Source organism: Streptomyces sp. NPDC005393 (assembly GCF_040606675.1).
GTDB lineage: Bacteria > Actinomycetota > Actinomycetes > Streptomycetales > Streptomycetaceae > Streptomyces.
Window position 1 is genome coordinate 47,758 of the sequence record NZ_JBEXFG010000011.1, and the last position, 12,785, is coordinate 60,542.

The window sequence follows — 12,785 nt, forward strand, 5'->3', positions numbered from 1 at the left end:
TCCTCCCCGAGTATCAGCATGCCGCCTGACCTGTACGGATGAGGTTTTTGGCAAGGACACCATCAGACGCGCACCGCCCTCTTCCTTCGACCACCTCCAGCGGGAAGAAGCGCAGCGACAGCGGCGGGTTTCGCGCTGGTACAGAAAACGACGGTTACACGACCTTAACCTCAGCAGTGGTTGGCGCGGCGGCAGCGTTGTCCGAGGCAGTCAGCTCGGCCGCTGCGAGGTAGCCGGCCAGCAGCGCGTGGGCCACGTCGCGGACGCGTGCGTCGTCGGGCAGGAACGTGGGTGAGTGCAGCTGGGTGCCGTCCCCGTGGGTGCCGACGAACATCATCAGCGCGGGAAGCCGCTCGGAGAAGAACGAGAAGTCGTCCGAACCCGCGGACCGCAGCTCATGGCTGACCGTCAGCCCGAGCGAGGCGAGCAGCGCGCCCGTTGCTGCCGCAAGTCGCGGATCATTGTCAAGTACGGGCTCCCCACGGGTGAAGCGGACCTTCGCCGTGCAGCCGTGAGCGCGCGCGGTCAGGTCGGCGACCTCCTCCAGCCGTGCGTGGACAGTCTCGCGGTCGGCGGTGCTCATCGCCCGTACGGTGCCGCGGGCCACTGCGACGCCGGGCGTGACGTTCGCGGCGGTCCCTGCCTCGAGCGTGGTGACGCTCAGCACGATCGACGACATCGGGTCGATCCCGCGGCTCACCAGGCTTTGCAGGGCTACTACGACGTGTGCCAGGGCGACCACCGGGTCGCGGGTGAGGTGCGGGTACGCGGCGTGGCCGCCTCGGCCATGGACGGTCACGGTGAACTCGTCCGAGGAGGCATTGACGACCCCGGGGGTGCAGGACACCGTCCCGGCCGGAAGCAGCGGTTGCACATGCGCTCCAACGACGGCCCGGCACGCCTCGAGTTCCAGCAGCCCGTCCTCGGTGATGTCCCGTGCTCCCGAGGGGTATGTCTCCTCGCGCGGCTGCAGCACTGCCAGCAGCGGCACCGGCCCGCCCACCCGGGCGATGGTCCGCGCCACGGCGACGACGGCGGCCATGTGGACGTCGTGGCCGCACGCGTGCATCACGCCGGGGTGCCCAGACGCCCATGGCACGCCCGTCGCCTCGACCACCGCCAGCGCGTCCAACTCTGCGCGCAGCGCGACGGCCGGGCCGTCACCGCCTATCCGGACCACGGCCCCGGTGTCCGCGACCTTGGTCATGTCGCTCCCGTTCGGCAGGGCGGCCAGGACCAGGTCGCGGGTCTCGCCCTCCTCTCCGGAGACGCGGGGCTGCGCGTGCAGCTGGTGGCGCAGCGCCACGGCGCCGGGGAGTTCATGTTCCAACTCGGCGGAAAGCGAGGCGAGTAGACGGTTGTTCACGAATGGCCTTCCAGACCGTAGACGCGAAGGGCGTTGTCGCGCCCGATCATTCGGGCGATGCGGAGGGCGTCGTCCTCGGTCCACTCTCCCGCCTCCACCCACTGGGCGAGTGCACGCAGCATCCCGCGGCGCCACAGCAGCGAACCGAGGTGGTGCAGCTCGGGCGGGCCCCAGGCGTCGGACGAGAAAAGGATCTTGGCGAACGGCGCCAGCTCCAGGGACTCGGCCACCAGAGCGTCGGAGCGCATGCCGGTGTAGTTCACGCCGAGGCCGACGTCGAAGTAGACGTGCGGGAACACCTGTGCCAGGTAGCCGGCGTTGCGCTGGAACGGGTAGCAGTGGAGCAGCAGGAGGTCGACCCCGAATGGTTCGACTTCCTTGATGAACCGGGTGAGCAGCAGTGGGTCGCACCGGTGCAGCTCCACGTCGGGATCGCCATATCCGGTGTGCAGCTGGATCGGCAGGCCGCGATCGACCCCGGTCCACAGGGCGAAGCGCAGCAGCACCGGGTCGGACACCCTGACGGTTCCCGTCGCCTGGCACTGGGAGAGCCACTGACCTGCCGCGCGCACGACCTGCGCGTCGCTCGGCCGCTGCGGGTCGAAGTCGAAGCCGTACCGGTAGGCGATGATGCTCTTGAGGCCCACGGCCTGGGCTGTCCGCTCAGCGAGGGCCTCTTGGTAGCGGGTCGGCAGATCGGCGGCGGCCACGCCCTCGGCGGCCAGCTGCTCCAACACCGACTCCAGGCGTACGACCTCGTCCACCCGACGCCCGGAGACCTCGGCCATGCCGTCGACGCCGAGGATCTCCTCTCCCTTGTAGCCGGTTTCCAGCAGGTAGTGGTCGATGCCGGACGCAGCCAGCAGCCGCCGGGTCACCTCGCGCACGCCGAACTCCTGACGCCTGGCCACATATGTGTCCGGGTCGGCGTGCGGGTCCAGGCCGAGCACAGGAGCGCACCAGCGGCGCACGGCAAGGCCGATCTGGGAGTCGAACTGCGTCATCCAGGGCGGGATCGGCCGGTCGGACTCGGTCAGCATCGGCTCCAGCGCGGCCCGGTCGACGGAGGCACGCAGGGCGCCGTGGACGTGGTGGTCGACCAGAGGGAGAGCCTCGATGGCCGCCTCGAGCTGATCAGTAGACATCGGAAACCTTCCGGATGCGGGCCAGGTCGTCCAGGCCCTCCAGCTGGGCCAGTTCGGACCGCTTGACCGCCAGCTGGGTGGTTAGCAGCCGCGGGTCGAACCAGGAGCCGACAACCTCGTCGGCCTCCAGGGCGTCCAGTGCTTCCTCCAGCGAGGCGGGCAGCGTGGGCACGTCCGCGAGGTCCGACTCCTTGGTGTCCTCGGGCCACACGGTGGGTTTCTGGTAGTCGCCGGTCAGGCCCTCCAGTCCCGCCCGGACCAGGACGCCGAGGGCCAGCCAGGGATTGGCGGTGGCGTCCGCCGCGCGGAACTCCAGGTTGAACTGACCTGCCGGGTCGGAGCCGCCGATCCGCGTCGTCGGGCAGATCCGTAGCAGCGCCTCGCGGTTGGCCTCGGCCAGGAACACGCCGCCCGCGCTCCAGCGGTGCGGTGTCAGCCGCAGGAAGGACACCGGACTCGGCGCCGTCCACGCGGTCAGCGCGGGGGCGTGGTGCAGGATCCCGGCGGCGAACTGTGAGCCCGTGGCGGAGAGCCGGCCTGGTCGCACGGGGTCGAACAGGACGGGGTGGCCATCGACGTCGCGCAGGCTCAGGTGCAGGTGGACGCCGTTGCCGACCCCGGCGGGATCGAGGATCGGGGCGAAGGTGACGGGCAGCCGGCGGCGGCGTGCGAGGTCGCGTACGAGTTCCTTGAGCAGGACGGCGCGGTCGGCCGCCTCCAGTGCGGTGCCGGGCCGCAGGGTGATCTCGAACTGGCCGTCGCCGTACTCCGGCAGCCAGTTCTCCGGTTCCAGTCCCGCCTGCTCGAGCAGGCGCACCAGGTCCGATCCGAAGGGCTCGGCATCCCGGAAGCGCCGCAGGGAGAAGGGCCTGCTGTCCGGCAGCCCGCCGAGGGCGAATTCGTGCTCGATCGAGGCGACGACCTCCAGGCCGGTCCGCCTCCGCAGGTCCTCCAGGGCGTCCCGCAGGAAGGTTCGGGGGCAGCAGGTCCACGGCTCGCCGTCGGGAAGCGTCTGGTCGGCCAGGTAAAGCCTGACGCCCGGGTGGACGCCGTCGGCGGGGATGTCGATACCGGTCGCCGGGTCGGGGATGAGCCGCAGGTCGCCGACCGAGCCGAAGACGTTGTCCGGGGCGATCGGGCCGAACGCGGAGATCGCCAGGTTGGCCGGGACCCAGCCGGTTCCCGTGCGCGCCACGGACGCGTGGTCCGAGAACGGCACGGCCCGGCCGCGCACCTGGCCCGCCAGGTCGCAGGTGGCGACGAAGACGGTGGCGGGGTGGTCCATGGACTGCTCCTGCTGGGTGGGACGGCCGGGCCTCGTGTGGGGCGGGCAGGTGGTGGGCGGCATGGTGACGGTCACGAGCGTGCTTTCACGGCCTCGTCGGCCAGGGAGCCGGTGTCCGTCAGCTCCCCGGTCAGCCGTGCGCCGATCCGCTGGGCGAGGGACGGGGCGAGCAGCACGATCGCCACGCCGATCAGGCACCAGGCTGCGACGATCCACGGGAAGTAGGTGTAGGGAGCCGTCTGGCCGGTCGACTGTTTGAAGAACACGAATGCCAGATAGCCGATGCCGGCGACGGGGATCACCAGTTCGCGGCGCGGGATGCTGCCGCGGCCGGACAGGGTGAAGACGATGACGCCCACGCCCGCGACCGCGTACGCCACGAGTGCACACAGCACACCGATGGTGGCGTACCAGTAATAGGTGTCGAAGGCAGCCGCCCCGACGATGTACATGACCAGGGTGACCGCCCCGCTGAACGCGCCTACCGCCCGTAGCGCGGTGGTGGGCGCGCCGGTTCGGGCGTCGGTCCGGGCCAGCGCGCGGGGGCCGAACCCGTCCCGGGCGAGGGCGAAGACGATGCGTGCGGCTGCGGCGGAGGAGGACAGCGCCGAGGCGAAGGCCGAGGCGACCGCGGTGAAGGCCACGACGAGCCCGAACCAGGTGCCGATGTACTGCGTCGACAGCGTGGACAGGGCCGACTCCGCAGATCCGAACGCAGCGACGCCCCGCGGGTCGGTCCCGAAGCCGATGGTCTGGGCGAACATCATGACGACGAACAGGATCCCGGTCAGGATCACACTGCCCGCCAGCGCCCGCGGGATGTTGCGGCGAGGGTCGGCCGTCTCCTCGCCCAGCGAGGCGCAGGCCTCGAAGCCCGCCCAGGACAGGAAGGCGAAGACGGTGGCGGTCATCACGGCGCCGACGGTGGTTCCGCCCATGGTGAACACCGACAGGTCGAAGGTCTGGCGGCCCGGCGCGGTGCCGGTCGCGGTGCGCCCCATCACGACGGCCGCCAGCACGAGCATCGCGAGGATGCCGACGCCCTCGACAACGAGCAGGGTGCGCGCGGTGACGCGCCCGTCACGGTTGTTGAGGGCCGTCACGCCGGCCGCCGAGACCAGCGCGACGGCGACCCACGGCCCGGCGGACCGGAGGCCCAGGGCGGAGAGGAAGGCGTGCATGAAGACGCCGGTGGCGGCGAGCGTACAGGTCAGGAACATGAGGTAGGTGCCCAGCAGGGCGAAGCCGCCGAAAAACCCGGCGCGGGGCCCGATCGTGGCACCGGCGAGCGCATACACGGACCCGGCATGGTTGAAGTGCTGCGTCAGCCGCCAGAAGCCGTAGCCGATCAGTCCGACGCCGAGCAGCCCGAGCAGGAACACCAGGGGCACTGACTTGCCGACGGTGGCGGCGATGCCGGCGCCGTTCAAGCCCATGGCGAGGGTCGGGCCCATCAGGCCGACAGACAGCGCCAGGGCCTCCCACAGGCGCAGTTTACGTGGTGTACGTAGTTGATCCGACACGCTGTGCTCCGATGAGGACACGGGGCCGCGTCAGCGCAGCCCGAGCCAGATCATGAAACATTCGTTCTGAGTTTGCCGTCAATAGGCGTCCACGAAATGAACCTTTCAAGCTCACTCGGTCGTGAAATCATCCCAGGCCGCGTCGGCGGCGGTCATCCGCTCGGCTGCGGAGGCGCCCAGACGGGCGTGAACGGCGGCGACCAACGCTTCCACGAGCGCCGTCGGCGCCAAGATGCTGTCGAAGGGGCTGGGCGACTCGACCCGCGTCGGCAGCACGACGTCAGCGAACTCCGCGATCGGGGAGAGCCACGGGTCGGTGACGAGCACGATCCTGGCCTTGCGGCCGTGCGCGAACCGGGCGAGCTCGACCGTGTCGCGCTGATACCTGCGGAAGTCGAAGACCACGCACACGTCGCGCTGCCCGAGGTCCACCAGGAAGCCTGCGTCCCGCCGGGGGCCCTGCTGGTGAACCACGGTGCCGGGGCGGAGCAGGCGCAGGTGCAGGTCAAGGTATTGCGCCAGCAGGTGGGAGAAGCGGCCGCCGAAGCTGCAGATCCGCTTGGCGGGGTCGCAGACCAGGTTCACCGCGCGGTCGAATTCCTGATCCGGGAGGGCGGCGAACGTCTGGCTCAGGGCGGCACGGCCGACTTGTTCCGTCGCCGCGGCGATGTCCGAGCCGCTGGAGGCGTCGTTGATCAGCGGCGTGAGCGTCAGCGGCGAGGCGCGGCGCGCTTGGACCTCGTCCCGCAGCGACTGCTGGAACTGCCGGTACCCGTCGAAGCCGAGCCGGGCGACGAACCGTACGACGGTGGGCGGGCTCACCCCGGCACGGCTGGCCAGGCCGGACGTCGACTCGAGGCCCGCGGCCGGGTAGCGCGCCATCAGGGCCCGAGCGATCTTGCGCTCCCCCGGCGAGAGCGCTCCCTGGATGCGCCGGATCCGCTCCGCCACCGTGGCCCCCGGTGCGGTCGCTCCTGACTCCGTGGCCGCGTCCACGGCCGTACCGGACTCGTCGCTCTGTGCCTGCCGCTGGACGGCCATCCGACTTCCTCCTCCACGGCGTCCTCCTGCTCGCTGATCGTTCCACATCGGGCTGGGAGAGAGCGGGCGGTCGGATCGGTATTTCAACACCCTTCAGGGTGCCGTAGTGCACCGCGTCAAAGTGGCCCACATCCGGCAGCGGCGCCATGGTGTCCGTACAGGCCGAGGACGAATCATGGAAGTTGTCGCTGAGGAGAACCGGGAGCCGACGAGACCTCGTGCGATGCGATCGCCACGGCAGGCGGCGACCACCAATGCCGCCCTGGGGCCGCTGCTCACGACGCTGCGTGGACCGGCCTCCCGCGCCGGTGGCCAGGACCCGGCCGGCGGGGCACCGGGCGAGGCGGCGCGGGCCGCCCTGGGTGGCGCCGGTTTCGTCGGCGACGACGGGGCTCCGGTGCCCGGCACCGATGTGATCGCCGCGTGCGACGCGATCGTGCCGTCCATGGTCGAGCGGGACCCGGAGTGGGCGGACTGGTGCTCGGTCCCGGTCAAGGTGAACGACCTCGCGGCGATGGGCGCCTCACCGGTCGGGCTGCTCGACGCGGTGGGCGCGCGGGACACGGCGCACGCCGCGCGGATCCTCGCCGGGTTGGGGCGGGCAGCGCGGGCGTACGGCGTGCCGGTCCTCGGCGGACACACCCACCTCGGCGTACCGGCCGCGCTGTCGGTGACCGCGCTCGGCCTGACGGACCACCCCGTGCCGGGCGGGGGCGGGCGGCCCGGGCAGGCGGTACGGCTCACCGCGGACCTCGGCGGCGACTGCCCCGTCCCCGACGACGGCCTCCCGTCCCTGCTCGCCGCCGCCGACGCCTTCGCCTTCCCTTCCGTGAAGGAGGGGTTCGGGCTCGCCGCCATGGAAGCTCTGGCGGCAGGCGTGCCGCTGGTCCTGCGCGATCTCCCCGTGCTCCGCGAGGTCTTCGGCCCGGCCGCCCGCTTCAGCGCCACAGCAGAGGCCCTGGCCGAAGTCCGATTTCCGCCGCGGCCCTGCCTTCGACGGGATGGGGGCCGTGACCGAGATCCGTACCCCCCCCGGCCTCATCCTCCGCCGCTGGCATGACGACGACATCGCCCCCATGGCGGACAGCAACGCGGACCCGCAGGTCATGCGCTGGATCGGCGATGGCTCGGTCCGCGACCTGGACCATACGGCGGCGGCCATCGAACGGTGGGAGGAGGAGTGGGACGACGAGGGCTTCGGCCTCTTCGCCGTCGAACTGCTGGTTCGCGCTCCAGGATCGCGGTCTCGACCGCGTCATCAGCATCGACCGGGCGGGTAACGACGCGTCCCAGAACGTGATACGCAAGCTCGGCATGGTGTCTGAACGCGAAACGACGCACCCTGCGTACGGGCTTCCCGCTGAGCGTTCACACCATCGATCTCACCGAGTTCGCCGCATGAACCCACCGACCCACCACGGCCACCCCTCATCCTGGCCCCGAACCGGCCTCCGCGAGGACCGACGGCCGGCCCTGCTGGTTCGCTGACACAGAGCCGGTGGGGCTACGTCGACGTGGTGAAGGGCTTGCGCAGGTGCTCCCGGGTGGCGGGCTCCGCAGCCGTGGCAGTGGAGTCTCCAGACATGACCTCCCGGAAGTCCGGGGCCTGGAAGGGATCCCTCGCGGGGGGCGGCGACTCCGTCGGGGGTTGGTAAGGCGCCGGTTCCGGGACGGAGAATGGCGAGCTCGTGCTGATGAGAGGTTTCCCTTTCGTGGCGGGGTGTCGAGCAGAGTCGACCTGCGGAAGCGGGTCGGCACGATGTCGGGAAGAGGGCGATCACCTGCTCCGCCTCGACACTGCAGCCTTACAATACGGTCAACTTGGCGTACGGACTCGTGATCCGGACCCGTCGCGAACCGAAGTCCACGAGCACCGCGATCCCCTCCTCGATCTCGATGACCCGGCCGAGGCCGTACACATCGTGGGTAACCCGATCCGCGACGGCGAAGTGCTTCGCAGGTGGCGGTTCCTGCGCCTTGAAGGGGCTGGCGGGCAGACAGCGCTTGGTCACAGCTGGCTTTGTCATTGTCATCAGTATGCGCCAACCGGACCTGCCCCCGCGGCCCGGCGTACTGATCTCACGTGCCGACACCGTCCGAGTCCCGGTCGTCGAGGAGACCGGGGCGGGGATCGTGACCGTCGCCGTGTTCGGCGACGTCCCGCCGCGGCTGCGGGCGCCGCCCAGGTCACCGACGTGCCCGCGACAGCGCGCCTGCCGAAAATGTCATCCGCCCTATTGGGGGCGAGTGCACCGGTTCTCACGATTGCTGACCACGGCCGCTCAAGTCGACGCTCTCGCACACCCGGCACTCGACACGTCAGGATGATCGATCGTGCCGCTGCGACTGGCTTACAGGTGCCAGAATCCCATACCGTCACCAACCTTCCCGGCACAGTCGTGCTCCGGCGGCATCCCGCTTCCCCAACCTCATGGAGACGCTTCGGAAACATGGGGGTGACGGCCTCGTCACGCCCGTGCTGCCACCCTTCATCGGGGAGTGTCAACAGGACACCGAGTTCCTGTCGGCACCGACATGCCGTGGGAGGGGTTCCGTCCGATGCCACCGCCAAAGGCTCTCGCGCTGCGGCCCATGGTGTCGAAGACGGTACCTATCCCCACACAAGATCGGCCAGAAGTACGCAGCCCCGCACGACCCCAGTTCCCTCCGTCCAACGCGGCGGTAACGGCCGCTTTGGCCGGCGGACGCGGACCGGCACGGCTTCCACCTTTATCAGCCCGGTTGCCGCCTGCTGGGCAGGACATGATCGGCAATGGTGCGATCGCGGCGGCTCGCCGTACTGAGCTCGGCCCTCGGCAGGCGCCTGCGGCCGAACCGGCACCGGTGGACACGGTGGGGGCCGCGCCTGCGGCTGCGGCTGCGGCCTCCAGCGCCGCGCCGGACGTGAAGGCACGACCTGGCCCGGGTGCGGATCCGAAGTTCGCGACGCTGAAGAAGGACGTGCAGCGCAAGAAGCGATCGGTAGCGAGCTCGCACCCACCCCCGAGGACGGAAGCCGGGGCCGCGCAGGACGCCGCCCGGCCGCCCAGGGACGACGAGGAGGCACAGGGCAAGACCGCCAACGCGGAGAAGATGAACGAGGCCGAGCCGAAGGACTTCGACAAGGACGCGTTCATCAGGGCGGTCGAGAAGGCGATCGCCGAGAAGGCACCGAAGAACCTCGACGAGGCGGACAAGTTCGCTGACTCCGGCAAGGCCGACGGCGTGCGGGCGGAGGTGCACGGCAAGGTCGGCGAGGGCAGGGCGGAGTCGGCCGAGCAGATCGCCACGACGACCGAGGCGCCGCCGGACACCTCCGCGGCGGTGCCCAAGAAGGTCGTCCCGATGGCCGCCGACCGGCCGCCCGGGACCCCCGCCGCCCCGGATCCGGCGAACGCTGTGCCGGACAAGCTGCCGCCGTCTGCCACCGACATGTCCGCCGGTCCCGCACAGGTCGACCGGCAGATGGCGGTGGCGAACGTCAGCGAGACGCAGTTGAAGCGGTCCAACGAGCCCACGTTCGACAAGGCGTTGGGCGAGAAGAAGGCCGCCGAACGGCACTCCGCAGCGGCCCCCGGCCAGCTGCGCAAGCACGAGGCGGGCGAGCTGCGCCAGTCCACCGCGCAGGCGAAGCGGCTCGGCACCGCGGCCATGGGCGCGATGGGCACCCAGCGGGTGCGGACCGGGCAGCGGGTCGACATGGGCAAGACCGGCACGAAGGGCCGGGACGAGGAGAAGCGGGCCCAGGTCACGGCGGTCCTGCAAGGGGTCTTCGACACGATGAAGAAGGACGTCGAGGCCATCCTCGACGGCCTCGACAAGCTGGTCGACGACCAGTTCGGCAGGGGTGAGAAGGCGGCGCGGGACGCGTTCACCGCCGAGCACAAGCGGAAGATGGACGAGTACAAGGACCGCCGGTACTCGGGCGTGAGGGGCAAACTGCGCTGGGTACGGGACAAGTTCGCGGGGCTGCCCGCCGAAGCCGACAAGATCTTCGAGGAGGCCCGCGACAACTACGTCCGCCGGATGCGGCAGGTGATCTCCGACGTCGCCGACACCATCGGCACGGAGCTGAACCGGGCGAAGCGCCGTATCGCGCAGGGCCGGACCGAGTTGCAGGCCGCGGTACGCAAGCTCCCGGCCGACCTGCGGTCCATCGGGCGGCAGGCGGCCGCCGAGTTCACCGACAAGTTCGACGAACTCACGCAGTCCGTGGACGACAAGGGCACCCAACTCGTCGACACGCTGGCCACCAAGTACACCGATGCGCTCAAGTCCGTCGACGACGAGATCGCCGCAGAGAAGGAGAAGAACAAGGGCCTTGTGGCCAAGGCCGTGGACGCGGTCAAGACCGTGATCAACACCATCCTGGAGCTGAAGCGGCTGCTGTTGTCGGTCCTCGCCAAGGCCGCGCAGGCGGTCATGCTGATCCTCAAGGATCCGATCGGCTTCCTGCGCAACCTGGTCTCGGCCGTCGGCGCCGGTCTGCGGCAGTTCCTGCAGAACATCGGCCGGCACCTGCAACAGGGCATCCTGTCCTGGCTATTGGGCAAGACGGCCGAGGCGGGCATTGAGCTGCCGTCGAAGTTCGACACCCAGGGCGTCCTGAAGATGCTCGCCTCCCTGCTCGGCCTGACTTGGCAGAACATCCGCTCCCGGATCGTCCGCAAGGTCCCGAAGATGGAACCGGCGATCGCGGCGGCCGAGACCGCGGTGCCGCTGGTCGCGGAGGTCCGCAAGCGGGGCGTCGCGGGGACGTGGGAGGACCTCAAGACACGCGTGGGCGACCTGAAGAAGGATCTGCTGGACAAGGTCATCGCCTACGTGACGCCCACGATCGTCGTCGCCGGGATCATGTGGATCATCTCGCTGCTCAACCCCGCGTCCGCCTTCGTACGGGCGGTGAAGCTGATCATCGACATCGTGCGCTTCATCGTCACCCAGGCACGCCAGATCTTCGAGTTCGTGGGCGCCGTGCTCGACGCGGTCATCTCGATCGCGAGGGGCGGCAGTGGCGGCGTACCGGGCCTGATCGAAAGCGCCCTGGCCCGCTCCATCCCGGTCCTGCTGGGTGTCCTGGCCGCGATCCTGGGCGTGGGCGGCATCGCCTCCCGCGTCAAGCAGATCGTCCAGGCGATGTCCAAGCCGGTGAACCGGGCGGTGGACTGGGTGATCGACAAGATCGTCGGCCTGGTGAAGAAGCTCTGGTCCAAGATCAAGTCGAAGTTCGACAAGAAGGACAAGAAGGAGCCGCGCAAATCTCGCAAGCCCAGCAGACACCAGAAACCAGGACGTCGGCCCGCAGGCTCGCGAAAGCCACGAGCCCGGCCAGACAAGAAGAAAGAACACGACGGCAAGGATGTCGAAGTACCGAAGCGGCTGACCGAACCCACAGAGCTCGCTATCAGCCAGGTTGGTCGCGAACTCGCCAAGGAAATCCAGGAGGCCCGCGACGGAAAGATCCTCCACCAGACCGGCGGCGACCCGAAACAGGTCACCAAGGTCCTGCTGGCCCAACACGGCGATGCCCGCTACAACAAGGCCAGTGGCACACTCATACTGCCCAGGCTGTCCGGCGGCATCACCGGTTCCCTCTCGGCACTCGGTGTACAGATCGCCGGCCAGACCGGCGTCTCGAAGGTCACGCTCGAAAAGAAGGGTGAGAATGCCGAGGTCTGGGGAGGGATCAACCCGCGGGTGCGGCTCGCGAAAATCAAGGGCCTACCGACTGATGAGGCGATTTTGCGGATCGCGGTGACGCAGGTCGGCATCGTGCAGTTCCTCAAGAACATCGCTTCCGGTACACCCATGACCGTTACTCAAGGCACGGTAACCGGCACAATCGGCATGCCTGAACTCCAAGCGGCGTGGACGAAACAGCCCAACGTCGACTTCCTCAAGACAAGGTTCCGTGGCGCGATGAAGGGACATCACGAATGGCTGCCGAGCGATTACATTCTCGAGGTGACCCAGCGCGCGGCCAGAGACCTCGTCGCGGGCCCGAAATGGATCGACCTGCAGCATGAGCTCCGCAGCGCCACGTTCCAAGTTGTGTACAAGCCCGCGTTGGCGGCGCCCATGATCGTCCAGGACAAGGTTGCTTCCGATACCACGAAACGCCCCTACAGCGTCCCGCACGGCCACGTTGGCGCGGTCTACTATCCGGGGCGGTCAGGCAAGGAGAAGACCGATGGCTCATCCACTTTCCACAACGAACTCCGTACCGCATTCACGGGCGCGTCAACCGTCAAGGCGTCCGCGCAGGCAGCGCACGCAGTCGCGAAGAGGTGGGTCTGGGACGGATCGCTGATATCGCCGGACATCCACCCCAAGTGCGTGGACAAGAACAGCAAGCAGATTACGGCTGCTGGCCAGGCGGTCAACGTGGCCAACATCGAAGCTCTCTTCCAGAAGTTCATCTGATG

The 12,785-nt window shown here is 69.3% G+C and carries 8 protein-coding genes and 1 pseudogene; 3 read left to right on the top strand and 6 right to left on the bottom strand.

Annotation, left to right across the window (positions count from 1 at the left end; genetic code table 11):
- Positions 1 to 154: 154 nt before the first annotated feature.
- The 5 genes from ABZS71_RS12640 to ABZS71_RS12660 all read right to left on the bottom strand — a co-directional run bounded on the left by ABZS71_RS12640 (position 155) and on the right by ABZS71_RS12660 (position 6,360).
- A complete protein-coding gene (locus ABZS71_RS12640) occupies positions 155 to 1,366 on the bottom strand; it encodes a M20 family metallopeptidase (RefSeq protein ID WP_356209352.1) in 1,212 nt (403 codons plus the stop codon).
- Positions 1,363 to 2,511: an amidohydrolase family protein gene (locus tag ABZS71_RS12645; protein WP_356209354.1), complete on the bottom strand. Its 1,149-nt coding sequence runs from the start codon at positions 2,509 to 2,511 to the stop codon at positions 1,363 to 1,365. The genes ABZS71_RS12640 and ABZS71_RS12645 overlap by 4 nt, the downstream gene beginning before the upstream one ends.
- On the bottom strand, positions 2,501 to 3,871 hold the full coding sequence (locus tag ABZS71_RS12650; protein ID WP_356209357.1) for a glutamine synthetase family protein: 1,371 nt from the start codon (positions 3,869 to 3,871) through the stop codon (positions 2,501 to 2,503). Before ABZS71_RS12650 ends, ABZS71_RS12645 begins: the two co-directional genes overlap by 11 nt.
- The gene (locus ABZS71_RS12655; protein WP_356209359.1) at positions 3,868 to 5,319 is read right to left on the bottom strand and encodes an APC family permease; all 1,452 of its coding nucleotides are present in this window, start codon (positions 5,317 to 5,319) and stop codon (positions 3,868 to 3,870) included. The genes ABZS71_RS12650 and ABZS71_RS12655 overlap by 4 nt, the downstream gene beginning before the upstream one ends.
- 111 nt (positions 5,320 to 5,430) lie before the next feature.
- A complete protein-coding gene (locus ABZS71_RS12660; RefSeq protein WP_356209362.1) occupies positions 5,431 to 6,360 on the bottom strand; it encodes a MurR/RpiR family transcriptional regulator in 930 nt (309 codons plus the stop codon).
- A 175-nt stretch (positions 6,361 to 6,535) separates the two neighbouring features.
- Between ABZS71_RS12660 and ABZS71_RS12665 the strand changes: the two genes are divergently transcribed.
- Both ABZS71_RS12665 and ABZS71_RS12670 read left to right on the top strand, forming a co-directional pair.
- The gene (locus ABZS71_RS12665; protein WP_356209364.1) at positions 6,536 to 7,420 is read left to right on the top strand and encodes an AIR synthase related protein; all 885 of its coding nucleotides are present in this window, start codon (positions 6,536 to 6,538) and stop codon (positions 7,418 to 7,420) included.
- A pseudogene (locus ABZS71_RS12670) lies at positions 7,371 to 7,762 on the top strand (GNAT family N-acetyltransferase). The gene ABZS71_RS12665 and the pseudogene ABZS71_RS12670 overlap by 50 nt, the downstream one beginning before the upstream one ends.
- A 403-nt stretch (positions 7,763 to 8,165) precedes the next feature.
- On the opposite strand, the gene ABZS71_RS12675 reads toward ABZS71_RS12670, so the two are convergent.
- Entirely contained in the window at positions 8,166 to 8,387 is a 222-nt protein-coding gene (locus ABZS71_RS12675; RefSeq protein ID WP_355851671.1) for a hypothetical protein, read from the bottom strand.
- A gap of 667 nt (positions 8,388 to 9,054) precedes the next feature.
- On the opposite strand from ABZS71_RS12675, the gene ABZS71_RS12680 reads away from it, so the two are divergent.
- Positions 9,055 to 12,783 carry a hypothetical protein gene (locus tag ABZS71_RS12680; protein WP_356209366.1) on the top strand — a complete coding sequence of 1,243 codons (3,729 nt, stop codon included), beginning with the start codon at positions 9,055 to 9,057 and terminating at the stop codon, positions 12,781 to 12,783.
- Positions 12,784 to 12,785 lie beyond the last annotated feature (2 nt).